The sequence below is a fragment of the Nitrincola nitratireducens genome, assembly GCF_000585235.1.
Classification (GTDB): domain Bacteria; phylum Pseudomonadota; class Gammaproteobacteria; order Pseudomonadales; family Balneatricaceae; genus Nitrincola; species Nitrincola alkalisediminis.
Genome location: NZ_AONB01000010.1, coordinates 14713 through 38282 on the forward strand (window position 1 = coordinate 14713; position 23570 = coordinate 38282).

Below are 23570 nucleotides of genomic sequence, written 5' to 3' on the forward strand. Positions count from 1 at the left end.
AAACGCACTAAAGTCTTACACTTCAGTGCGTTTGGCCGACTGCGAACGTTCAATATATTGATGAGTGAAGGCTAAGCCTAATAAACACAAGCCAAGCCCCATGAACGACACCACCCGCAGCAATCCGGTGAGCCCAGACATGTCGATCAGGAAGATTTTTCCTATCGTGATCATTAATAGCGCCATTCCGGCTTGATACAGTCGAGCTTGTTGGCGCAGGGTGCCATAGAGCAAGCTGGCGACGGCCATCATCAGCCAAACCAAAGAGTAGGTGTACAGCTCACCTCCTTCAGCCCGAGGCACCAGTGAGAGTTCTCCCTGCCAAAGGTGTCGAATTTCCAGATTCAGAAAGATCCAAGTGCCAATGCCTGCCAGCGCATAAAAGTGTGTTTGCAAAGCGGGCTTATAAAACTTGGCGGCCAACCCAAAGAGTAAAACAGGCGCGCCGTAAGCCAGCAATAGAAGGTTGGCAATGGGGCGGCTGCTGATCACGTCATTTGCGTGAAATAGCGGGTTAAACCAGGTTAAGAGCAAGCCGTAATTGAGCACGAGTGCCAGCAATAACAACTGAGCGGCTTTATGGTAAAAGGGCGTCAACTGCTCTGATAAGAAGCCTCGGTAGTAGTAAACCAACCCGAGCGCGCCCCACAATACACCATTGAGGGCGGCTTCCGTAAAACCGTATTCATGTTTAAACATATTCCCAGCGTAGAGCCAGTAACGCAGTGCCATTGCACAGAAGAGTACACCCAAGTGCAGACTGACGCCCTCTAGCCAGCGGCGCAGGCTGAGATCTTGGTTGAGTCTTGAGGCGATCAGCGTAAGGGCGAAACAACCCGCATAGATAAGCAAGGACGTTTCAAATCTTGGCAAAATCCAAGGCAAAATAGTGAGTCGTGTGAGAATCAGCATTAGGATGACTTTCATCAACCCCCTTAATAAAGGATGCGGGTTTTCTGTATGAAGCCAAGCCAGTGAAACGACTTGTGCGGCGAGTGCGAGTGTGAGTGTGGCCGTATCGAGTAAAATGATCACGGCCAATGAGTAGCCAAGATGCCCTGCAAAGATCAACCAGGTTTTGCCAAAGTCTTTTTGTTGGCGAAGGTGTCCTCGTCCGATATAGGCCAAGCCTAAGATTAACGATAACGCACTGACAAAACCCTTATGCAGCGGAAGCTCGGTGTATTGCCAGATGAGCGCTAGCGCGATTAAGGGGAACAGAGTGCCTAAGGATAACGCGAGGGCCGGGTAGCGAGTCTTCTGTAACGAAAAAAAGGCAAAGCCACAATAGATGCATGTCCAAACAAGTAAGAGTTGCTGTAAAGCGAGCGAGTGCTCGGTGGTATTCGCCCAGCTGAAGCCTAAATGAACCAGTATGATAGCAAGTGACATGACTAGAACGCTGAGCCAAGGCAGAAGCTTTAAGTGTTCATTGCGGAGGCTGGCGACAAGAATGAGCAGTAGCAAGGGTGTCCAAGACAGAATTGCATGTTCATGCGGGGTTGAGCAGAAAGCCAATGGCCTGTGCGAGTAATAACAGGGCTAAGCCAAGTGTGAGTTGTTGTTGATCCTGTTGCTTGAGCCGAAAGAACGCGCTGAAGGATCGCTTTAATGGCTGATCAACGAAGACTTTTTTCAGGCGAAAGTTCGCGTGCGGTATGCTGATTAAGGCGTAGCCTGCCAGCGTAAGGTAGAGCCCAGTCCACTCAACACCATAGTTGGCGAGTTGCATCAGCCACCACCAGCCCAAAATACCCGCGAGGGTTAGAGCAAAAAGCCAAGTACGTTGCACATAGCGTTGCAGGAACAATGCAGCGCTGCTGATAATGAGAATGTAGACAAGTACCAATAAGGGTTCACCTCCACTGCCACCAAGCAATAAAGGCACCAAATAACCGCCTGTAATGCCGATGAGGGCAAGTGTGGGGCCGTGCCATAACGCCAATAACATGCTTGCGAGTGACACAAGCGCGAGTAATGCAAATACCAGAAGAGGTGGCCAGAGTTGGTATAAATGCAGCGACGCTAAGATAACGCTGTAAAGCATGACACTGGCGCCGCCTGCCAACGCCGCAACGGCGGAGTAGGCCACTTGTGTTTTTCGCCTAAGCCACTCGGCTGCCACTAAAAGCGCTAAGCCTGTCATAATGCCAAGGGAAATGCGGGCGGTGGGACCAAGCAAACCCTGTTCAATGGAATACCGCGCGAGAAAAACACCGGATAGGGCAACACAGAGTCCACCCACCCAAACCATCCAGTTCCCAGATTTTGGTGAGGGGGTCTGGCGTTCCGTCGTAGCAACACTTTCGGGTTTAGGGTGTTTAGTGTCCTTACTATCCCAAGGGTCGACGACGGGTGCTGCAGCGGCCTCAATAGGCCGCGCGTCAAGAGGAGTGGGTTTAGGCGTCGATTCGGAGGCACTCGTTGATTGTGTGGCCTCGTTTGAGGGGCGTTCGGACAGGATTTGCCGGTGGGGCCTTTCAACTGACGACGCCGTCGTTGCTTTAAGTTGCTCAAGTTCTGCAACCGTGCGCTTGAGTTTTTGCAGCGTAAAAAAATTGGTCCAACTCAAAATAATGCTGGAAATCAAGAGAAGTAAAAAAACAGCACCCAATAAAAACCATGCATCCATCATCTTCGTGTCGTATCCTTGCTTTTTGGTGTGTATTCTTTGTTTAGGGTTAGTGCTTTGATTGTAGCTGCAATGCGGTTAAGTCGCTTGGTCTCTGATGTCTATTTTCCTCCCCTTTGGTCAAGCACTGGGCTATGCTTCTATCCTACTTACCTAAGCGCTTAAGTGAAAGCCCGTATAGTCAACAATACCTGTTTTAAATCTGATAATTATTTGATTTTAATGTGTTTAATCGTTTTTTCTTATCGTTGTTCTAATAATTTAATCATTAGTCAAAAGGGTTTTATATGATAATACGTTGTGCATGGTGCAGTGATGATCCTTTATATCAAGCCTATCACGATGACGAGTGGGGAGTGCCTGTGCATGATGATCGTCATTTGTTTGAAATGCTCACCCTAGAGGGGGCGCAAGCTGGACTCAGTTGGATCACCATTTTGAAAAAGCGCGAGTCCTATCGTGAAGCCTTTGCGAATTTTACGATTCCATTGGTTGCTGATTTTGATGATGCGGATATTGAGCGTTTGATGCTCAATCCGGGTATCGTCCGCAATCGTTTGAAAATCACATCAGTCATTAACAATGCGCGAGCAGCGCTCAGTGTTCAAGCGGAGTTTGGTAGTTTAGATGCCTATTTGTGGCGTTTTGTGGATGGCAAAACCCTTCAAAATGCTTGGAAAACCTTGTCTGAAGTGCCTGCGCAAACACCTGAATCTCAAGCCATGAGTCGTGATTTAAAAAAGCGAGGCTTCAATTTCGTGGGCCCGACCATTTGCTATGCGTTTATGCAAGCGGTGGGAATGGTCAATGACCATACGGTAGATTGCTTTAAGTATGGGGATGTGGGGGATGGTTCCCACTGAGTTTTGCTGAAGCACTAGTCCTCGCCGCGCATGGTTCTTGTCCCTTTCGTATAGGACTTAAGTGGTCTAGACATGTGTATTGACTCATGCTGAATGAAAATGAATAATGCAGGTCAGCAAAGTATTCTACTATTGAGTTCGCTGGCAACTTCGCGACTCACATGATCAAGTTTCATTCATACAAGGAGGTATGCATCATTATAAACACCTTCTATTGTATACAAGAAAAAATGAGCTGAATCAATCGTTTGGTTGTATTTGGTTTGCTAGGGAAATGTAATCTAAGGAAATAGAGGTCAGTATGAACGATAAACATGCATGGACGACACACGCGTTGTTTAATGCGCTCTCCAGGTCAACACTCGTAGTGTCCAATCAAGCCAGCATTGAGCTTGAAGAAGGGATACATGCAACCCTTCATTTAACGCTTCACTCCATGGGCGACCTTCCTGTTTTTATCACAGCGGAAGGTGAACAAGTCTTGGTTGAGAGTCTCTTGTGGCCGCAAGCCATGGTCAAGGATGTTGCCGCTTTTAACGATGAAGTGTTGGCGACGCATAAAGTATTCCCCCTATCGACGATCAGCTTAGATACGCTGGCCAACGGCGAACGTTACTACACGATGTTTGGTGCCTTGAGTGCATTTTCGTCGTTGGACGACGTACTCTTTGAGATAGAGCTTTTGGCCGACAATGTGATAAAGGCGGCGGATGCCTATTCAACGTTTATAAGTGAGGGCGTGTAAAATGGCCGTATGGAGTAAGTTAATGACTGCCTTGCGTGGCAATGCAAACATGCTGGGCGAAGCGATTGTTGATAGTCAAGCCATGGTGATTTTGGATCAAGAGATTCGAAGTGCTGGCGCTGATCTTAACAGTGCAAAGCATGCGTTGGCTGACATTATGGCTAAACATCGTCTTGCCGCGTCTAAGTTGAGTGAGTTAAACGCCTCTTTGACTCAGTACGAAGGCTATGCGCTGGAAGCCTTAGAGAAAGGCGAAGAGGGGCTGGCCCAAGAGGTTGCACTCAAAATTGCCAATATTGAAGTTGAAATCCAACAGCAGCAAGAGACGGTCAATCACTATGCGAAAAGTGAACAGGACTTGCGCTACGCTGTTCAATCGGCTGAAGGTAATTTAAAGCGGTTACGCCAGCAAGCCGATACGGTCAAAGCGACAGAGTCTGTTCAACGGGCGCAAGCGGCTGTTGTCAGCCGTTATGCAGGTAGCAATGCCAAACTGCAAACGGCGATGGACTCGCTTGAACGCATTAAAACCAAGCAGGCTGAAAATGCTGCAAAAATGGCGGCGGCGCAAGAATTAGCGGCGGAAAGTCAGGGCGATGCCCTTGATGAAAAGTTGCGAGCAGCTGGCATTACGCCTGAAAAAACAAGTGCTGCAAATGTGTTGGCTCGCTTGAAGGCTAAACAGCAGTCTAACTAAGCGACAGTAGAAGCCGTTAATCAGGAGTCTTTAACAGTGGATGTTTTCTTTGCAATCATCGCTAGCTATCCCGTTGCCATTTATACGTTTTTGCTAATTGTTGTAACGATTTATTGGTTAATAACAATTCTAGGCATGATTGACATTGATGTACTGGATTTTTCAGATATCGACGGTGGTTCTGATTTAGACAGCTTAGGTGGACTTGCAGGCCTGCTAACCAAGTTGGGTTTCACTGGGGTGCCAATGACGGTTGTATTGAGTCTTGTCGCCCTTTTTGGTTGGTGGAGTGCTTACTTCAGTATTTGGCTTTTACCCTTTAGTGCTGTTGGTATTTGGCACTTCATCTTAGTTACAGCCATTCTTGCAACCTCCTTGATTGTGGCTTTTTTAGTGACCTGGGTAGCGATTATTCCCCTTCGACCACTCTTTATCAAAAACACGGCCAGAAGTAAAAAAAGTCTTTTAGGTCAGGCTGTTGAAATACGAAGTTCATGGGTGGACGAGCGTTTTGGACAGGCAGAATTTAAAGACGCAGGGGTAGACCTTATTCTGAATATACGGGCAAAGACGCCGAACCAACTCAAAAAGGGCGATCGAGTGGTTTTGCTGGAATATAGTAAAGAAGACCATGCGTATTTTGTGATCCCAGAAAGGGACTTTTATTAAACAATCGGAGAATTAGAATGGATTTATCAATTTTGATGCCATTACTCACAGGTGCTGTGATTTTTGTCATTGCGGTCCTTGGGCTACTGGCGTTATTTAAGGCCTTTTATGTCAAGGTGAATCAGGGTTGGGCCTTGATTATTAATGACATGTCATCGACGCCTAAAGTGTATTTTACCGGTGGCATGGTATTGCCTGTTATCCATAAAAAAGAAGGCATGAAAATCTCGTTAATCACCCTTGAGGTGGACAGACGCGGTAAAGAAGGCCTTATTTGTGCAGATAACATGCGAGCAGATATTAATGTTAATTTTTATCTGCGCGTGAATGAAACAGCGGAAGATGTTTTAAAAGTTGCGAAAGCCATTGGCGTTGAGCGAGCGTCAGATCGTGATGCTGTGAATGAGCTATTTGCCGCTAAGTTTTCGGAAGCACTGAAAACGGTGGGTAAACAGATCGAGTTCGTCAAATTGTTCGAGGACCGCCAGTTCTTTCGCGATAAAATCATCGAAACCATTGGCAATGATTTGAATGGTTATGTGCTTGAAGACGTCGCCATCGATTATCTAGAGCAGACCCCGCGAGAAGCGTTGGATCCCAATAATATTCTGGATGCCGAGGGTATTCGCAAAATTACGGAGCTGACGGCTAGGCAAAATATTGTTACCAATGAGCTCGAACGCAACAAGCAGCTAGCCATCACTAAAAAAGATGTTGAGACGCGTGAGGCGATGCTGGCTCTAGAGCGTCAGCAAGCGGATGCAGAGGCACGGCAAAAGCGTGAAATAGACACGATTCAAGCGCGCGAAGTGGCCGAAACGCAAAAAATAGTTGAAGAAGAACGACTCAGATCCGAAACCGCTCGGATAGAAACGGATTTGCGTTTAAGCATCCAGGAAGAAAACAAGCAGCGCGAGATTGAAGTGGCCCAACAAAACCGAGTGCGTGCGGTGGCTATAGAGGAAGAAAAAGTTAAGCGTGCGCGAGACCTAGAGCAGGTCGCTCGTGAAAAAGAAGTGGCCTTACAGCGCATTGAAAAAGAGAAAGCCTTAGAGATTGAGCGCAAAAATATTGCCGCAGTGGTCCGAGAGCGTGTGGCGGTTGAGAAAACCGTGGCTGAAGAGGAAGAAAGAACCAAGGCGGTTCGTGTTCTTTCGGAGGCTGAGCGTCAAAAAGACGTGAAAGTGTTGCAAGCCACGGCCGCGGCTGAAGAAGACTTAATCATGCAGATTAAAGCCGCAGAAGCCGCCGAAACAACCGCTAAGCATCGTGGTCAAGAGATCAATATCTTGGCACAGGCCGAGCTGGAGTCTGCTAGCAAAACAGCGGAAGCGAAAAAGAAACTGGCTGAAGGGATTGAAGCTGAAGAAGCGGCCAGTGGTTTGGCTCAGGCGAAAGTTAAAATTGCCAATGCCCAAGCCCTTGAAAAAGAAGGTTCTGCTGAAGCGCGTGTATTAGAGCTAAAAGCCTTGGCAGAAGCTCAAGGTCTAGAGCAAAAAGGCTTGGTTGAGGCACGCATTAAAACGGCGAATGCCGAAGCCTGTGAAAAAGAAGGCCTGGTGGAAGCGCGTGTCATGGAAGAAAAATTGAGTGCTGAAGCGCAGGGTGAAGAGCAACTGGGTCTTGCGCGTGCAAAAGCTGAGAAAGAGAAAGGCTTGGCGGAAGCAACCGTCATTCGTGAGCGCTTCAAAGCCGAAGCCGAAGGGCTTGTTGAGAAGTTCAATGCAATGAATGCAATGACAGATGCTGCACGCGAGCATGAAGAGTTCCGCATGAAGTTGGAGAAAGACTTTGAGCAGGCGTTGGCATCGATTGCTGCCAATAAAGATATCGCAGCGGATCAAGCAAAAGTTCTCGCATCTGCGTTGGGCAATGCGAAAATTGATATCGTGGGTGGACAGGGTGATTACTTTGATACCTTTGCAAAATCCTTGTCTCTAGGCAAAGCAATTGAAGGTGTTGCTGGCAAAAGTCCAAATGTCCAGGCCTTGTTAAACAAGTTTTTATCCGGCCAATTATCTGCAGGTAGTTCAGCTAAAAACTCCGTTGATAGCTGAGGAATACCTCGTTCCTCACCCATACACAACGCTTAGCCAGGCTAAGCGTTGCTCAAACTAAACTCCATAAGGACAGTGAAGATGGCAGACTCCCCGAGTGTTAGTGAAAATGCGACTTACGAAGTCATTCGTAGACGATTATTGACCCAAGGGGGGCAGCTAAAGTCTGAAGTTGAGTTGCTAAACCAAGCTCGATTATCAGAGTTTGGTCAAACAGATTTGTCGGTTGTTCATCGTTTCCGAGTTCGAACGGAGAACAACTGCACAGCCCGTGACATCGTTCAAGTCGGTGAGTATTTGTTGTTTGGTTACAATGTGTTTATTGGGTTAAAAAACACAACGGCCGTTAACGATGTGTTTTCACTCTATACGCACAACCCAGAGGCTGAGTCTTTTGAAATGACGGAGGTCCCGTTAAAGGATAGTTTTCTCTCTGCAACGGCATTCGTAAATGATTTTACCGAGCTGTATACCTACTATAAAAATACGCGTTTACTTCAGCTACAAGTCCGCAATAATCGTTTGTTGGCCTCGTTTCAAATTGGAGAAAGAAGCCAGGATATTCGAGTCTTTCGTTGGCAGATCAGTGCAGACGGACAAACCGTTACCTATATAGACAATCGAGGTGAGCGGGACATTCAGCTTCCGCCTTCACAGGACTTTGAGTGGGTGACCGTGGGTCGTGAACAGATGATCAACGGAAAGCATCCACATTATTCGATTGTGGATCATATTTTCGTGGATACCCTTGGCGGTGACTTAACGATCAAAGTTGAAAACAACACTGAGGCGGGTCAAGGCATCTACTCCGAACCCGTTACCGAAACAAATCAGTCCTTAAATGATATTGATCTGCGTTATGCCTTGTTAGGTGAGCTGATTTTGCTTCGGGTGTTACCTTACCGTGAAACACAGGTGCGCTATTTCGTCTTCAATCGATTTAATCAAGATATTAAGCGTATCGATGCCATAGGCGAGGCCTGTATGCAGTTACCGGAGGATCACGGTCTTATTTTTCCGGGCGGCTGTTATTTAGTGCAGGGCGGTCTGCGCTATTTTAATAATGACTTGGAAGGATTGGTGTTTCAGCGCGCGGTGCGCTCACCTAATGGCGAGGACATGCTCTATGTCTTTTATGAAGCCACTCATGGCACTGTGGCGTTGTATCCCTATAACTTGATTAATAAAGCCCTAAGTAACCCGATTATCAGTCATGGGTATGCCTTGGCTGAAGATGGGCGGTTGATTGTATTTACAGCAGAGGGAGAGCCATCTCGAACACACCCTATGCAAGTCTGGCGGACGCCCTTTTTCTCGGAGTATTTTGCTAGCCAGCAGCCCAGCAGTCAGTCATTTTATGGGCGAATTGGCAATCCTGAGTTGGTGAGAGGGATCTCAGAGCTCTATTCGATTACGCGTTTGGTTGAGCAAGAAGACGCCAGTGCGAGCCATTACAATTTGCTGATTCAAGCCGCGGCGCGTTTATTCGACAGTTTTTATTGGCTATCCGCACCCGAACTCGAATCCATCGCCCAGTTGCTCAAAGCGGTTTCAGAAACAGCCGAGTTGGTGTTGGATGAGTATGAAAAAGCAAAAAGTATCAAACAGCATGCACAGACAACCTTATCGGATGCGAAAGAAAAGCAGCAAGCACTGATTGCAAATGCGCGTCCGGATGCCTGGGAAACCCTTGAACCTTTTGTCGATGCCCTCTTTGCGTTACGGCAGCAGCGCGGTCATTTGTTAACGATTCGTGAGTTACGTTACATGGATGTGGCGAGTGTTGATGAAATGGAAACGCAAGTGATCGAGACAGAGGCGTTAATAACCTCTGCTATTGCCGAGTTTTTAGGAGAAGCCCGCGCATTTGAACCCTATTACCTTCAGATTAAAAGCATTACACAGGCCGTCGATCAAGCAAATTCAAGCCTTGAATTACAACCCATACTAACGCAGTTAGAAGGCCTGTCTGAAAGTCTCGATTTGCTGTCAGAACTGACAACTGGTTTGACCATTGCTGATGCGAATCAGCACACTCAAATAATTGATAACATTAGTGAGATTTACGCACAAAGCAATCAATTACGTGCTCGTGCTAGGCAGAGAGCACAAGGGTTTGGCAGTGATGAGGCACGTGCTCAGTTTGCAGCTCAGTTTAAATTGTTTAATCAATCGATTAATAATGCACTCGCCTTAGCCACAACCCCCGTTCAATGTGATGAGCAATTATCCCGATTGCTGGTTCAGTTAGAAGAGCTAGAAGGCCAGTTTTCGGAATACGACGAGTTCCTGGTTGATATTCTAAGTAAGCGTGAGGACATTCAAGACAGCTTTGAAGCGCATCGACAACGCTTAGCCGATGCAAGAACACAGCGAGCACAATCTATCTTTGATGCGGGCAGTCGCATTCTTGCCAATCTCGCGCGCCGATCCTCTCGGTTTAAGCATCCTGATGAACTGAATACGTATTTCGCCTCGGATGCGATGGTCTTAAAACTGAGCAGTCTTGTACAGGACCTTCGAGACCTTGATGATTCGGTGAAGGCGGATGATCTTGAATCGCGCTTGAAAATGGCAAAAGAACAGGCGGTTCGCTCGTTACGTGACCAAGTGGATTTGTATGAGGACAATGGCACGGTTATCAAGCTGGGTCCTCGTCATCGTTTTAGTATCAATACGCAAGAGCCTGAGTTAACCCTGATAACGCGTGGGGATGCGTTAGTTCTTCACTTAACAGGAACGGATTACTACGAAGCGATAGAAGATGCTCGTCTTAACGATGCCCGTCAGTACTGGCAGCAAGCCCTAGAGTCCGAAAATGATCACGTCTATCGAGCTGAGTTTCTAGCCGACAGTCTGTTGCAAGCGGCCCGCACGCAGTCCGAAGGGTTAGATTGGACGTCCTTGGTGAGTGCCAGTTCGCAATTTGAACTATTGCTGGAAACCGTACGTCGCTTTAGTGGCGCTCGCTACAAAGAAGGTTATGAGCGCGGCATTCATGATCATGATGCTGCGCGTATACTGCACGCTTTGATCCCGGTGCGTGAAGCGGCGGGCTTATTATCCTTTCCATCTGATGCGCGCTCTATTGCCTTATTGTTTTGGTGGCAAACGCAAGAAAAACCGGAGCAACGCCGCTGGCCGCAATATGCCCGTTCTGCGAGTCAGATGCAGCGTATTTTCAATACCTCAAAAGCCGTTGATATTCTTGAATCTGACGTGTCACAGCAACTGTCTTCATTTGTTGAAGTGCATGGTTTGCCGCTTAGTCAGCAGGGTATTAAGCAGGGGGCTGCATTTCTGGTCGCTTTGTTAAGTCATGAGCACATTGAGTATGTGGTGAGTAAATATGGGGATCAGCTGGTTAAGCAGCTTAAAACGAGTGTGGATGATCAAACGTGGCAGGACTTTCAAGGAGCCTTGTCGGAGTTAAAAGATGATCTCGGCGGACAGTGGGCCTTGGTGGCTGCATGGTTCAGTGCCTTGGTGCAACACACAGAAGAGCTGGAGCTGAACGCCTATATCCCAGATGCGGTTCTTCTCATGCTTAACCATGAAAAAGAACCCGTTAGTGCATTACAAGTCGATGTGTCTTTTCAGGTTTCAGGGTTGTTAGGCGAGCATCCACGCATTGTCAATCAATGCATGCAGCTGCGATTAGATGACTTTGAGGCACGATTGCACGGCTTTAAACACCATTGGTTACCGGGCTATCGACAGTATCTTGAAAACCGAGCAGAAGTGGTGCGCCAAGCACGTCAATCCATCAGGTTGGATGAATTTAAAGCGCAGCCACTCAGTTCGTTTGTCCGAAATAAACTCATCAATGAAGCTTACTTACCTATTATTGGCGATAACCTTGCGAAACAGATGGGTACAGTGGGTGATAATCGCCGTACCGATTTAATGGGCTTGTTAATGATGATTTCGCCCCCAGGATATGGAAAAACCACTCTGGTTGAGTACGTGGCAAATCGATTGGGCCTCATTTTTATGAAAATCAATTGTCCATCTTTGGGGCATGAGGTGTTGTCCTTAGACCCCGAGCAAGCGCCGAATGCCACCGCAAGGCAAGAGCTGAATAAACTGAACCTAGCGCTGGAGATGGGCAACAATGTCATGCTTTATTTGGACGATATTCAGCACACGCATCCTGAGTTCTTACAAAAATTCATTTCGCTCTGTGATGGCAGTCGACGCATTGAGGGGGTTTGGCGGGGTCGCACACGCACCTACAACATGCGCAGTAAGCGCTTTTGTGTGGTGATGGCCGGTAACCCTTATACTGAGTCAGGTGAAGTGTTCAAAATCCCGGACATGCTAGCCAACCGAGCGGATATCTATAACCTGGGTGATATTCTTGGCGGTATGCAGGGTGCCTTTGAGTTGTCGTATATTGAAAACTGCTTAACCTCGAATCCTGTGTTGGCGCCTTTGGCAACCCGCGAACTCAGTGATTTTTACAAAATTGAAGCCATGTCGAGAGGCGAGCAAGTTGCGAATACGGAGTTGCAGCATAGTTATTCAAACGCTGAACTCAATGAAATGATTGCGGTGCTGAAACGGCTAAGAAGTGCTCAGGAAATAATTTTAAAGGTTAATCAGCAGTATATTGCCAGTGCAGCGCAAGCGGATGAGTATCGAACAGAGCCGCCTTTCCGGTTGCAAGGGTCTTATCGCAACATGAATAAACTGGCCGAGAAGGTGTCAGCTGTCATGACCGATCAAGAGTTGCAGCAAGTGATTGATGACCTCTACCTTGGTGAGGCCCAGCTCTTGACCACAGGTGCAGAGGAGAACCTGCTCAAATTAGCGGAGCTGCGCGGTACCTTAACGGATGAGCAGGCGAAGCGTTGGCGTCAAATTAAAGACGATTATATGCGCAACAAAGCCATGGGTGGACCCGGTACTGACTCAAGCCAACAGGCCGTAGCGCAACTCGCGGATATCGCCAGTGCGATGAAAAAAACCAATCGTTACATTCTCTTTGGTATTAAGAGGACGTTTCGGTAGTGATTTATATGAATGCTATAGTAACAGGGTGTTTCAAATTCTATAATTTAGGGATAAATAGGAATTAACGACCGTGGCAACGACCGCAAAGATAAATAACCGAATGCTGACTTGGGCGCGCGAACGTTCGGGGACAGCTGTCCATGATTTTGCTGTAAAGTGCGGAATTAATGAAGAGCGCCTGCGTCTGTGGGAAGAAGGAAAACAAGCACTAACATTTCATCAGGCACAAATGTTTGCAGACAAAGCGCATGTCCCTTTCGGCTATTTGTTTCTTAGAGAGCCGCCTGTTGAGGAGTTGCCACTCCCCGATTTGAGAACTCTTGGCAATCAGGGTGTGAATCGTCCCAGTGCTGAGCTACTTGACCTGATTAAGCTGACTCTGCATCGCCAACAATGGTATCGAGAGTATCTTTCTAAGGAATTGGCAAGTCCATGTGAAGTCGTTGGACGTGTAAGGACTGAAACGGCTGTTCCAGCCATTGTCAACGATATGAGAGAACTTCTTGGTGTGCCTGCACATCCGCAACGCGGTAGTTGGGAGGAGTATTATCGAGACTTGGTGCAGCGTATCGAGACACTAGGGATACTGGTTATGCGTGAAGCAAGTCTTGGCCACCATACCAGACCTTTGAGTGTTGAAGAGTTCCGTGGCTTCGCAATTTCTGATGAATATGCACCGACTATTTTCGTTAATCATGCAGATGCGCCAGGAGCCAGACTATTTACCCTTATTCATGAGCTGTGTCATATATGGATGGGTATTTCAGGTGTTTCTGATGGTAGCGAGTCCTCTGAGCGTGAGAGCGAAGTAAAATGTAATGCTGTCGCAGCAGAATTCCTCGTTCCAGAATCAGAGTTCCGTCCTTTATGGAACGACAAAGATGATTGGAAAGGTAATCTAGCGTCTCTTGAGGCATATTTTCACGTGAGCCAATGGGTTCTTGTCCGCCGTGCACTGACACTTGGTTTTATCAATATATATCAATACCGACAGTTTATTGCAGAGCAAAAAGCCCTATGGGAGGCTCGTAAAAAGAAAAGTGATGGTGGACCGTCATTTCATAAGACTAAAAATGCCCAAATCAGTAAACGCTTTTCCAAAGCTGTTCTCTCTCAAGCGTTTAATGGGCAGATATTGTTACGTGAGGCTGGTCAGTTACTGGGAATTAACCCAGCGAAGTTAAAGAAGTTTGCTGATGAGGTACGCCTTTGAAGTATCTGCTTGATTCAAATACCTACATTCAGGCAAAAAACCAATATTACGGAATGGATTTTTGTCCTGGGTATTGGGATTTATCTGCCAACAATTCGATGTCCGCTGCATCAGCACATTTGACCTATTAAACGAACTCAAACCACGGTTTATTCTGGAGTAACTGGGTTATATGCGATACTGGCTTGTAACAATACAGTTCGTGCATGCGCTGCTAGCATCGCATAGTTAATCTGGATAACGAAGGATAGCAGCATAATAAAGATTATTTTCGTCATACGGCAATGCACCAACTAAACTAAGCACCAGACGTTATTGATACACAAGGAGACGTACTATGAAAGCTAAATGTCTTTGCGGTTCAATCGAAGTGATCGCGCCAAAACACGAAAAAATAGGACTGTGCCACTGCTCAATGTGCAGACGTTGGTCGGGTGGTCCGATGTTTGCGGTTCACTGCGGGTCGGATGTGCAGTTCAGTGGGGTAACACCCTCGACCTATCGTTCATCGGAATGGGCTGAGCGTGGTTTTTGCCCATCCTGCGGTACACACTTGTTCTACCATCTATTACCCAGTCATGAATACATTTTACCAGCCGGGCTGTTTCAGGATCAGGCCTTTAAGCTAACCAGCGAAGTCTTTATTGATGAGAAGCCCGACTACTATGAGCTCAAGAACGAAACCCACAAAATGACCGGACAGGAAGTCTTTGAACAATTTGCTCCGCCCTCATGAGCCTGCGCCAGGGTATGCAAAAAACGCCATACCCATGAAGCCAGAGCCTTAGATTAAATTAATGCAGCTTTAAACGTGGCCGTATCACACGATTAATACGATCTACCAAGGTCACTAAGGCCGTTTTAAAGAAGCCATAGAGGGCCAATTGATGAAGTCGATACAAGGATACATACACAATACGTGCAATGCGTCCTTCGACCATCATGCTGCCTTTACTCAGGTTCCCCATCAAGCTCCCCACTGTGGAGTATTGACTTAGGGAGACCATCGATCCGTAATCTTTGTATTGGTAGGCCGGAACCTCTGTACCTTCAAGCACTTTTCGAAAGTGTTTAAAGACAAAACTGGCCATTTGATGCGCTGCTTGAGCACGAGGGGGCACAAGGCTTTTTCCGTCCGGCATCAAGCACGCGGCACAGTCACCGATCGCGAAAATACTTGGGTCGAGTGTTGTGCGCAAATCGGGGTGGACAAGCAATTGATTGCGGCCATTCACCTCTAAGCCATCGAGCGTTTTTAACAAGTCAGGTGCCTTGATGCCAGCGGCCCAGACTTTTAGATCGGCTTGAATTTCCTCACCGGATTGCGTAATGAGGTGAGTGGCCGTGACTGAGGCAACTTGTGTGCTGGTTTTGATTTTGACTCCCAGTTTTTCCAACTCAAAATGTGCAGCGCTTGAAAGACGTTCAGGCAATGCAACAAGAATGCGAGGCCCTGCTTCAATCAGCGTGACTTCCAATTGGCTGCGATTCAGCTTGGATAAACCATAGGCGCTCAGTTCTTTGGCCGTGTTAAAAATCTCGGCAGAAAGCTCCACGCCCGTCGCACCGGCCCCCACGATGGCGATGCGTAAATGTCCCTCGGATTCGGAGCTGGCGCGAAGCCATGCCTCCAGAAGATGATGGTGAAAGCGCTCAGCCTGATAACGATTGTCCAGGAATGCACAGTGATCACGAACCCCGTCGATACCAAAGTCATGAGTCTGACTGCCCACGGCAAGCACAAGGTAGTCATAGTTAAGGGTGCGAACGGGGAGGACAACTTCGCCATCAATCCCTTTGACGGCCGCTAGGTTGAGTGTTTTTTGTGAGCGGTCGATACTTTCTAAGCGGCCTATCTGGAATTTGAAACGTGCACTGCGGGCTTGGGCTCGATAGCTGAGTTCATCAATTCCTGGGTCAAGGGAGCCTGTGGCAACCTCGTGAAGTAAGGGTTTCCAAATATGGGTGGGGTCTTCATCGACAAGCGTGACCAGCAATCCCTTACGGGCGTATTTACGGCCCAAGCGGGTGGCAAGTTCCAATCCACCTGCACCACCGCCAACAATCACGACATGTTTATCGAAGATTCGACGATCAGACATGGCTAACCTCTCTTCAAAATAAAAACATTATCCTCTTCTTTATCAGGAATAACACTGTCGATCGGTATTCATTTAATGCGACTTGCGGTTAATTTTTTGCGACTGCGGGATAACACGCATCGACTCAAATGTTGTAGATGTTATATCATACCAATTATTAATGATTCTTGTTTCTTTAAATAAGGAAAACTGCATGAAAACTCAACGCTTTTTGGTTAAAAGTTGCCTTGCGTTACTCGTGTCTGGCGCTGTTTTGGTATCGGCACATACCTTTGCACAAGGTCCAACGAAAGCGAATACTCTGTCGATTGGTGGTCCCTTTGAATTTACCAGCCAAGAGCCTTCGCAGCAGGGGTATTTATTCACACGAATGCAAGTTGCAGAAACCCTAGTAGATGTCGCCCCGGATGGGCGCTTATTGCCAGGACTGGCCGAGTCTTGGGAAGTTGATACTAGCGGTCTGATTTGGCAATTTAAGGTGCGTGACGGTGTTGTGTTTCATGATGGACAGTCTCTGGATGCAAGCGCGGTGTTGAACAGCATCGAGCAGGCGTTAAAAAAACATGGACCTTTGTCTCAAGTGCCAATCGCGTCGTTATCGGCTCTCTCAGATCAAACGCTGCAGATCACCTTAGAGCAGCCTTACAACCTTCTCCCAGCGGTATTGGCGCATTACTCGACAATGATTATTTCACCCAAGGCTTATAACAGTGAGGGGCACGTTGACCAATTGCTCGCGACGGGTCCGTATCAAATAGACACCGTTCAGCCCCCCCATAAAGTTGTTGTAAAGCGTTTTGATGGCTATTGGGGGCAGGTGGCGTCAATTGAGTACGCAGAGTATTTGACAGGGCATCGCGGCGAGAGCCGAAGCTTGCAAGCACGCAGTGGCCAAGCCGATATCACGCTCACACTCGATCCTGCAAGCATGAATAGCCTGAATCGTGAGCGTCATTTAACCCTGCACTCGGATCTTATTCCGCGCAGCATTCTGATTAAACTGAACAGCGGTCATCCGTTTCTTGATCATATAGATGCCCGTCAGGCATTAAGTTTAGCCTTAGATCGAACGGGTATCGCCAATGCGATTTTACGTGTGCCGGGCTCTGAGGCCAATCAATTGGTGCCCTCATCACTGGCCGCTTGGCATCGCCAAGACTTACCGCCAGCCGCGCGCGATTTACAAAGGGCAAAAGCATTATTGACTGAGTTAGGTTGGCAGGCCGGTGCCGATGGCGTGTTGGTGCGCGAGGGAGAGCGCTTTAGTCTTAAGCTCATTACCTATGCTGACCGTCCCGAGTTAACCACGGTGGCAACGGCCATTCAAGCGCAGTTAGCCGAGCTGGGTGTAGAAGTGAAGGTTGAAGTAACAAACTCCAGTGCAATTCCATCTGGCCATCAAGATGGCAGTTTAGAAATGGCGTTGATTGCACGTAACTACGGATTTATTGCAGATCCATTGGGGGTGATGATTGCGGATTTTGGTCAGCTTGGTGGCGGTGATTGGGGAGCGATGAACTGGCAAAACCCTGAAGTGGTTGAGTTGATCACTTCTTTAAAAGTTGAACAGGATACGGACGCGTATCTGCAGAAATCGCAACGTGTCGCTGAGGTGTTAGCTCAGGAATTACCTCTAATCCCTGTGACGTTTTACACTCAGCAGACAGCGGTGAATACGCGAGTTAAACACTTTCGCTTTGATCCCTTTGAGCGTAATTATTACGTGAACGAGATGGAGCTGTCTAAGTAATGAAGTCAATTCTCCTCAACCGCCTGATTCAGGCGGTGATGGTGGCTTGGGGTGTAGGGACCCTAACCTTTATTTTTATGCGAACCCTGCCGGGTGATATGGCATATCGTATCGCGGCGGGCCGCTACGGTCAGGACAATGTGACGGCTGAGGCCGCTGAGTTGGTTCGGCAAGAGCTGAATCTAGAGTCATCACCTTGGTTGGCCTATGTGAATTGGCTTTGGGATTTAGTGCAGTTGAATCTGGGAACCTCGCTGATCAGCGGAGCACCTGTGATACATGAAGTACAACATCAGCTTGGACACTCGTTAGGCCTGGCCTTCGTCGCGATTCTCGTGTCGGCGATGATTGCGTTGCCCTTGGGCATTCTGTCGGGTATGCGAGTGGGGGGGCTGTTTGATCGATGCCTCTTGATTCTGTCTGCTGTGTTGCGTGCACAACCTGTGTTTGTTATCGGCTTGTTATTAATTTTGCTGTTTGCGGTGAATTGGCGAATTTTTCCGGTTGCAGGCTTTGGCACACCCGCTCACATAGTCTTGCCGGCTCTGGCATTGGCCTTGGTTTTAGCCTCGGTTTCCAGTCGTGTGATTCGCGACAGTACGCATCGTGTTATCCACTCCTCTTTTTATACCTTCGCTCGGGTGAAGGGCTTGTCTGCATCCCAAACCTTTACTCGACATGGTTTGCGTAACCTGTCAGTTCCTGTAGTGGCGTTTATGGGGATTCAGTTGGTGGGGTTGATTGAAGGAATTGTGATGGTCGAGTCGTTGTTTTCGTGGCCGGGTATTGGGCATGGCTTGGCTCATGCTATTTTTTCGCGCGATGTACCGATGATTCAAGGCACGGCGTTAATGATGGGGCTGATTTTTGTGTGTTTAAACACGGTGATTGATATTGCCTGTTATCAATTGGATCCAAGAGGGCGTTTACAATGAGTCCTGTTACGCTTCGTTTACGCTCCTCTCAATGGTTGGGATTGGCGCTGATACTCAGCCTCTTGATCTTTGCGGTATTGGAAGGGTGGCTGCACTCAGGTCATTATGCAACCCAAAATCTTGCCAATTATTTGATGATGCCGAATGCTCAAGAATGGTTGGGTACCGATCAGTTTGGACGTAGCATGATGGCTCGCATGGGCTCGGCGATACGTTTGTCCTTTTTATTGAGCTTCTTTTGTGTGCTGACATCGGTGTTGCTCGGCTCTTTCTTGGGGGTGTTGGCGGGCTGGTACGGGGGCTGGGTGGATAGCCTATTAAATTGGGTTGTGAATATCCTAATGGCCTTGCGGGGTTGATTTTAGTCCTGTTGCTGGCCGCCATCATGCCGGGTTCGTTTGTGATGCTGTATTTTGCCATTTCCTTGGTGCTATGGCTCGAATACTACCGAGTGGTGAGAGCGCTTACCCGAGTTGCGGTGAGCAGTCCGCAAATGGAGGCTTCGCGGCAATTGGGTTTTGGGCGTTTTTATCTGTTTAAGCGCCATATTTGGCCAAGTGTCCAATCCTCTGTACTCACCCTTGCTGCATTTGGAGCGGCTAACTCGATTCTTGCCTTGGCATCGATTGGCTTTGTCTATGTCGGTTTACAACCGCCGGTGGCGGAGTTGGGTTTGATGGTGGTCGAGCTCTTACCTTACTTCGATGAAGCGCCTTGGATTATTGCTCAGCCCCTTGTCGCCATTTTTATGTTGGTGCTTGGGTTTAACTTGTTGGCAGGAAAAGCGAAATGACGCCCAGTATAGAAGTGAAAGAACTGTCGATTTTTGTCGGAAAACAGTGCTTGGTCGAGTCGCTTTCGTTACGTCTAATGCCAGGCATGCCGTTGACGATTTTAGGGCAAACAGGGTCTGGGAAAAGTCTATTGGCGCAAGCCATTATGGGGCTTTTACCCGACGAAATGACCCTGAAAGGCGAGATTTTGTATGAAGGACAGCCCTTATTAACCCTACCGAAAGCAAAGCGTCAAGCGCTGTGGGGGCGAGCGTTGGCCATGCTGCCGCAAGAGCCTTGGCATGCGCTAGACCCTGTGATGAAAAGTCAGCAGCAAGTGGCCGAGGTTTTTGAGCTGGTTGGAGGCTTAGAAGAGGAGCAAGCTCAAGAAAAGGCAAGTCAGGCATTGACGGAGATGGGGCTTGCACCTGCGAAGGATAAAATTCCCAGTCAGTTGTCGGGTGGGATGGCACAGCGCTTGGCATTTTTAGCCGCCACGGCAGCCGGTGGCGATCTCATTCTTGCGGATGAGCCCACCAAGGGGTTAGATTATTCGCGTCGTGATCAGATCGTGGCCTTGTTGCAATCGCGGCTCGTCGACGGCAGTTTGCTCACCATCACACACGATGTTGATGTCGCGCGTCAGCTCGGTGGCGAGCTGATTGTTATGTGCCAAGGGCAGGTGGTTGAGCAGGGCGATGCCGCCACGATTTTGGCCCATCCACAAGCGGACTATACACGACAGTTACTCGCCGCTGAGCCCAGCAGCTGGAACAAAGTATCGGCACGAACTCAATCCAGCGCGGAGCCGATTGTGACGCTGGAGAAGGTGGCGTTGAGTCGAGGTGGAAATCGTTTGTTTAGTGATCTTTCATTTCAGCTGCATGCCGGAGAAATCCTTGGCATTGTCGGAGACAGTGGCACGGGTAAAAGCTCGTTAGGCGATCTTTTACTGGGCCATTTGCAACCCGATCAAGGCCGGATTCGCTTCGCGGAGCGATACAAACGCCATCAATTACTCAAGCTGTATCAGGATCCCCCAGCTGCATTTGCCCCCCACATTCCGCTGGGGCGTTTATTGCACGAAGTGATTAATTTACATGGTTTAGATGCAGCCCAGATTCCACGTCTGATGGCACGTTTGAAGTTGTCCGAAGGATTGCTGTCTAGAACCGCTCTTGAAGTCTCTGGAGGTGAGTTGCAGCGCATCGCTTTGCTGCGCATTCTGCTGCTAAAGCCCGTATTGCTCTTTGCAGATGAGCCTACCTCACGCTTGGACTTAATCAGTGCTCAACGAATCATGGAGTTACTGGTCGAGATCGCGCGTGAAGAAGGGTGCGCATTGGTGTTGGTCAGTCATGACCCTATTCTGGTCGAAAAAGTCTGTGACCAGGTGATTCGGATCGCCCAACCCATCTAGTACTAAAGAGTGGGTCGTAACGCTTACTGATGAGACGGACTAACACTTAAGCCGAATAGGCAAAAGGCAATGGAATTAACGACTTGGGTTGAATGTTACCTAAGCTAAAAGCCCTTGATAATCACAAAGCGTTGAATTCTTGACGAGTGATTTATCCAGCTATCGAGGGCTTTTATGAAAAATAAGAACATACTTAAAGCGTTACTTCCGACCTTAGTTTCAGCGGTGTGCGTTGGTCATGCCAATGCCGGCATTACGCTGTACGATCAAGACGGCACGACCTTCTCGGCCGATGGTTTTTTGAACGCTTTTTACACCTACCAAGATCAAGGAAATAAAGAGACCTCTCGCGTTCGCATGGGTTTTTTGCCGAACTATATCGGGTTTAATGCCGGAAAAGAGTTGGACGGGCTGACACTGGGCGCACGCTCCTCTTTTTGGGTCACCATTAATGATGTGAACAGTGACGATAAAAAAACGGACAACGGTATTGATGTTCGTCAGTTCTATGCCACGGTGGATGGTGATTTTGGTCAAGTTTTGTTTGGTAAAGACTTTGGTCTTTATGCACGCAGCAATATTTTTAATGATGAACTGCTGATGGGGGTTGGTTTAGCCCCTCAGGGCACGAGCGGGACGACCTTCGGCAACATCACAACGGGTTATCCCTACGCGAACCCAAATGCTCAGATTACCTATCGCACCCCTGATTTTAATGGTCTGAAACTGGCGGCGGGTATTCTGGACCCCAATAATGAGTCAGGCCGCAACAGCTCCAAACCGAGATTTGAAACAGAGTTGACCTATGCGCTGGATATGAATGGTCTGGGTTTAATGACCTGGTTAAGTGCGGCGGCAGGCAAGACCGATGACGTGAGTTCACGTGGCGTAGCTTATGGCGCACGAGTTTCCTACGAGGGATTGGCCTTCACTGCATCTGGATTTAACCAGAAAGGCATTAGTGCCGCATTTGCCAGCAACAATCTGACGTCAGCTGATAAGACATCAGGTTATCTAACACAAGTCTCTTATGAATACGGCAAAGCCAAGGGCGTGTTGTCGTATGGCTTAACCGACAACAAAAACGGCACCAAGAACAATCTTCGCGGCGGTGCACTGTTTTATAGTTTAAATAGCAACTTGAAGCTAGTCGGTGAGTACACTGTACACAAAGCCAAAGGCACTCAAACAGACAACACGGATACCTTTGCAGTGGGTGCGGTGTTTAGCTGGTAAGTGGTGACAGGAAACATATAAAGGCACGGCCCACATAACTTCCCCCCCCTTCATTATGTGGTTGTGCCTTTATCCTTTTAGTACCGTCGTGGGTTCTGGAGATTTTCAAAAGCGACACCCGCTACCGAATTTTCCCCATATAGAGCAAATTACTCTGTATATCCTTCATCTATTTGACAATCTGGTCTAAGCTGATTTTTTGATTCATTTTATTAGACTAAGGTATTGGTATGAGACGTCCTATACGCATTGCAGTAACTGGCGCAGCCGGCGCTATCAGTAATAATCTGTTATTCAAAATTGCCAGTGGCGAGATGATGGGAACTGACCAGCCTGTCATTATGCAGTTGATAGAGGTTCCTGGTCGTATGGAGGCCTTGCGTGGCATCGCGATGGAGCTTGAAGATTGTGCTTTTCCTCTGCTGCATACCATTACCCTGCATGACAATGTCGAAGAGGGCTTTGAGAACATCCACTATGCACTGTTGATCGGTGCATATCCAAGGGGCCCCGGTATGGAGCGCAGGGATCTGTTGGAGATGAATGCCGAGATCTTTGCGCGCCAAGGTAAGGCGCTGAATGATTTTGCCAACCGCGATGTCAAAATTCTGGTGGTCGGTAACCCGGCCAATACCAATGCGCTGATTGCCAGTCGAAACGCGCCCAAGTTAAGCCCTTCGCAGTTTACGGCATTGACACGTCTTGATCATAACCGTGCCAAGGGGATTCTTGCCAATCACACCGGCGCTAACCCCAAGAATATCAGTCGTATTGTGGTCTGGGGCAATCACTCGACCACTCAATATCCAGACCTGCACCATGCGACGATTCTGGATGAGCCTGCAATGCAGCAAATCTCTGAGGAATGGTACCGCAGCGTTTATATTCCTAAGGTACAACAGCGTGGTGGAGAGATCATTGCCGCGCGAGGGCAGTCAAGTGCAGCCTCTGCCGCTCAGGCGATTGTCGATCATATGCATGATTGGGTGTTGGGCACTTCACCTGGTGAGATCGTCAGTATGGGAATTTTCAGTGACGGTAGCTATGGTATCCAGAAGGGGATCGTTTACTCTTTCCCGGTCAGGTGTGATTATGGTCGCTACCAGATTGTTAAAGGCTTGGAAATCAACGAGTGGGGGCTGCAGCAGATGAGGCTGACTGAACAGGAGCTTTTGGATGAAAAAAGTGCTGTTAATCACCTGTTACCGACAGCCACAGCAGCTTCTCATGAAGACCTATCGATTTGCTTGCGCTCGGGCGTTACGCTCTACGCGGATGGCACTGGACCTCAAGCATCGTCTAAGTATCTCACGACAAATCGTGTGCTGTAACGTTTCAGCTTGAAAGGTCGGAGCAGCGATGGTGAGCGGCATCCGGCCTGTATCCTTTTGCGACTAAAGTACTGATTTCTGATTCACAAGTAGAATTACCATTCATCTAGCCCCCGAATATAATTACAGTA

Annotated in this window: 20 protein-coding genes; 16 read left to right on the forward strand and 4 right to left on the reverse strand. The window is 48.1% G+C overall.

What is annotated here, in order from left to right; genetic code table 11:
- Positions 1-15 precede the first annotated feature (15 nt).
- Entirely contained in the window at positions 16-1467 is a 1452-nt protein-coding gene (locus D791_RS09925) for a DUF2339 domain-containing protein (RefSeq protein ID WP_051514407.1), read from the reverse strand.
- Positions 1468-1492: 25 nt separating this feature from the next.
- A complete protein-coding gene (locus tag D791_RS09930) occupies positions 1493-2635 on the reverse strand; it encodes a DUF2339 domain-containing protein (RefSeq protein WP_036511021.1) in 1143 nt (380 codons plus the stop codon).
- 284 nt (positions 2636-2919) lie between these two features.
- Between D791_RS09930 and D791_RS09935 the strand changes: the two genes are divergently transcribed.
- The 8 genes from D791_RS09935 to D791_RS20890 all read left to right on the forward strand — a co-directional run bounded on the left by D791_RS09935 (position 2920) and on the right by D791_RS20890 (position 14023).
- Positions 2920-3495 carry a DNA-3-methyladenine glycosylase I gene (locus D791_RS09935; protein WP_036511024.1) on the forward strand — a complete coding sequence of 192 codons (576 nt, stop codon included), beginning with the start codon at positions 2920-2922 and terminating at the stop codon, positions 3493-3495.
- Positions 3496-3796: 301 nt separating this feature from the next.
- Positions 3797-4240, forward strand: coding sequence for a YjfI family protein (locus D791_RS09940; protein WP_036511027.1), 444 nt, complete (start codon positions 3797-3799; stop codon positions 4238-4240).
- A 1-nt stretch (position 4241) separates the two neighbouring features.
- Entirely contained in the window at positions 4242-4937 is a 696-nt protein-coding gene (locus D791_RS09945; protein WP_036511029.1) for a PspA/IM30 family protein, read from the forward strand.
- A gap of 36 nt (positions 4938-4973) precedes the next feature.
- Positions 4974-5606, forward strand: coding sequence for a hypothetical protein (locus D791_RS09950; RefSeq protein ID WP_036511032.1), 633 nt, complete (start codon positions 4974-4976; stop codon positions 5604-5606).
- A 17-nt stretch (positions 5607-5623) separates the two neighbouring features.
- Positions 5624-7663, forward strand: coding sequence for a hypothetical protein (locus D791_RS09955; protein ID WP_036511035.1), 2040 nt, complete (start codon positions 5624-5626; stop codon positions 7661-7663).
- 81 nt (positions 7664-7744) lie between these two features.
- The gene (locus tag D791_RS09960; protein ID WP_051514408.1) at positions 7745-12676 is read left to right on the forward strand and encodes a DNA repair ATPase; all 4932 of its coding nucleotides are present in this window, start codon (positions 7745-7747) and stop codon (positions 12674-12676) included.
- Positions 12677-12749: 73 nt separating this feature from the next.
- The gene (locus D791_RS09965; protein ID WP_237748589.1) at positions 12750-13892 is read left to right on the forward strand and encodes an ImmA/IrrE family metallo-endopeptidase; all 1143 of its coding nucleotides are present in this window, start codon (positions 12750-12752) and stop codon (positions 13890-13892) included.
- Positions 13889-14023: a DUF4411 family protein gene (locus D791_RS20890; RefSeq protein ID WP_081763821.1), complete on the forward strand. Its 135-nt coding sequence runs from the start codon at positions 13889-13891 to the stop codon at positions 14021-14023. The genes D791_RS09965 and D791_RS20890 overlap by 4 nt, the downstream gene beginning before the upstream one ends.
- A gap of 18 nt (positions 14024-14041) precedes the next feature.
- On the opposite strand, the gene D791_RS21430 is transcribed toward D791_RS20890, so the two are convergent.
- Positions 14042-14170 (reverse strand): hypothetical protein, encoded by a 129-nt coding sequence (locus D791_RS21430; RefSeq protein ID WP_272944832.1) that lies wholly within the window; start codon positions 14168-14170, stop codon positions 14042-14044.
- Positions 14171-14229: 59 nt separating this feature from the next.
- Here D791_RS21430 and D791_RS09970 point away from each other — a divergent pair, with 59 nt between their 5' ends.
- Positions 14230-14628, forward strand: coding sequence for a GFA family protein (locus D791_RS09970; RefSeq protein ID WP_036511040.1), 399 nt, complete (start codon positions 14230-14232; stop codon positions 14626-14628).
- A gap of 58 nt (positions 14629-14686) precedes the next feature.
- On the opposite strand, the gene D791_RS09975 is transcribed toward D791_RS09970, so the two are convergent.
- A complete protein-coding gene (locus tag D791_RS09975; RefSeq protein WP_036511043.1) occupies positions 14687-15994 on the reverse strand; it encodes an NAD(P)/FAD-dependent oxidoreductase in 1308 nt (435 codons plus the stop codon).
- Between the two features lie 193 nt (positions 15995-16187).
- Between D791_RS09975 and D791_RS09980 the strand changes: the two genes are divergently transcribed.
- From D791_RS09980 to D791_RS10005, 7 genes are all read left to right on the forward strand, one after another.
- On the forward strand, positions 16188-17744 hold the full coding sequence (locus tag D791_RS09980; protein WP_089503624.1) for an ABC transporter substrate-binding protein: 1557 nt from the start codon (positions 16188-16190) through the stop codon (positions 17742-17744).
- Positions 17744-18679, forward strand: a complete 936-nt coding sequence (locus tag D791_RS09985) for an ABC transporter permease (protein WP_036511045.1) — start codon at positions 17744-17746, stop codon at positions 18677-18679. Before D791_RS09980 ends, D791_RS09985 begins: the two co-directional genes overlap by 1 nt.
- Positions 18676-19038, forward strand: a complete 363-nt coding sequence (locus D791_RS20895; protein ID WP_237748590.1) for a hypothetical protein — start codon at positions 18676-18678, stop codon at positions 19036-19038. Before D791_RS09985 ends, D791_RS20895 begins: the two co-directional genes overlap by 4 nt.
- Positions 19002-19472, forward strand: a complete 471-nt coding sequence (locus tag D791_RS20900) for an ABC transporter permease subunit (protein WP_237748591.1) — start codon at positions 19002-19004, stop codon at positions 19470-19472. The genes D791_RS20895 and D791_RS20900 overlap by 37 nt, the downstream gene beginning before the upstream one ends.
- Positions 19469-20872: an ABC transporter ATP-binding protein gene (locus tag D791_RS09995; protein ID WP_036511048.1), complete on the forward strand. Its 1404-nt coding sequence runs from the start codon at positions 19469-19471 to the stop codon at positions 20870-20872. The genes D791_RS20900 and D791_RS09995 overlap by 4 nt, the downstream gene beginning before the upstream one ends.
- A gap of 174 nt (positions 20873-21046) precedes the next feature.
- Complete coding sequence (locus D791_RS10000; RefSeq protein ID WP_036511050.1) at positions 21047-22108, forward strand: porin; 1062 nt, start codon at positions 21047-21049, stop codon at positions 22106-22108.
- Between the two features lie 230 nt (positions 22109-22338).
- The gene (locus D791_RS10005) at positions 22339-23439 is read left to right on the forward strand and encodes a malate dehydrogenase (protein WP_036511054.1); all 1101 of its coding nucleotides are present in this window, start codon (positions 22339-22341) and stop codon (positions 23437-23439) included.
- Positions 23440-23570 lie beyond the last annotated feature (131 nt).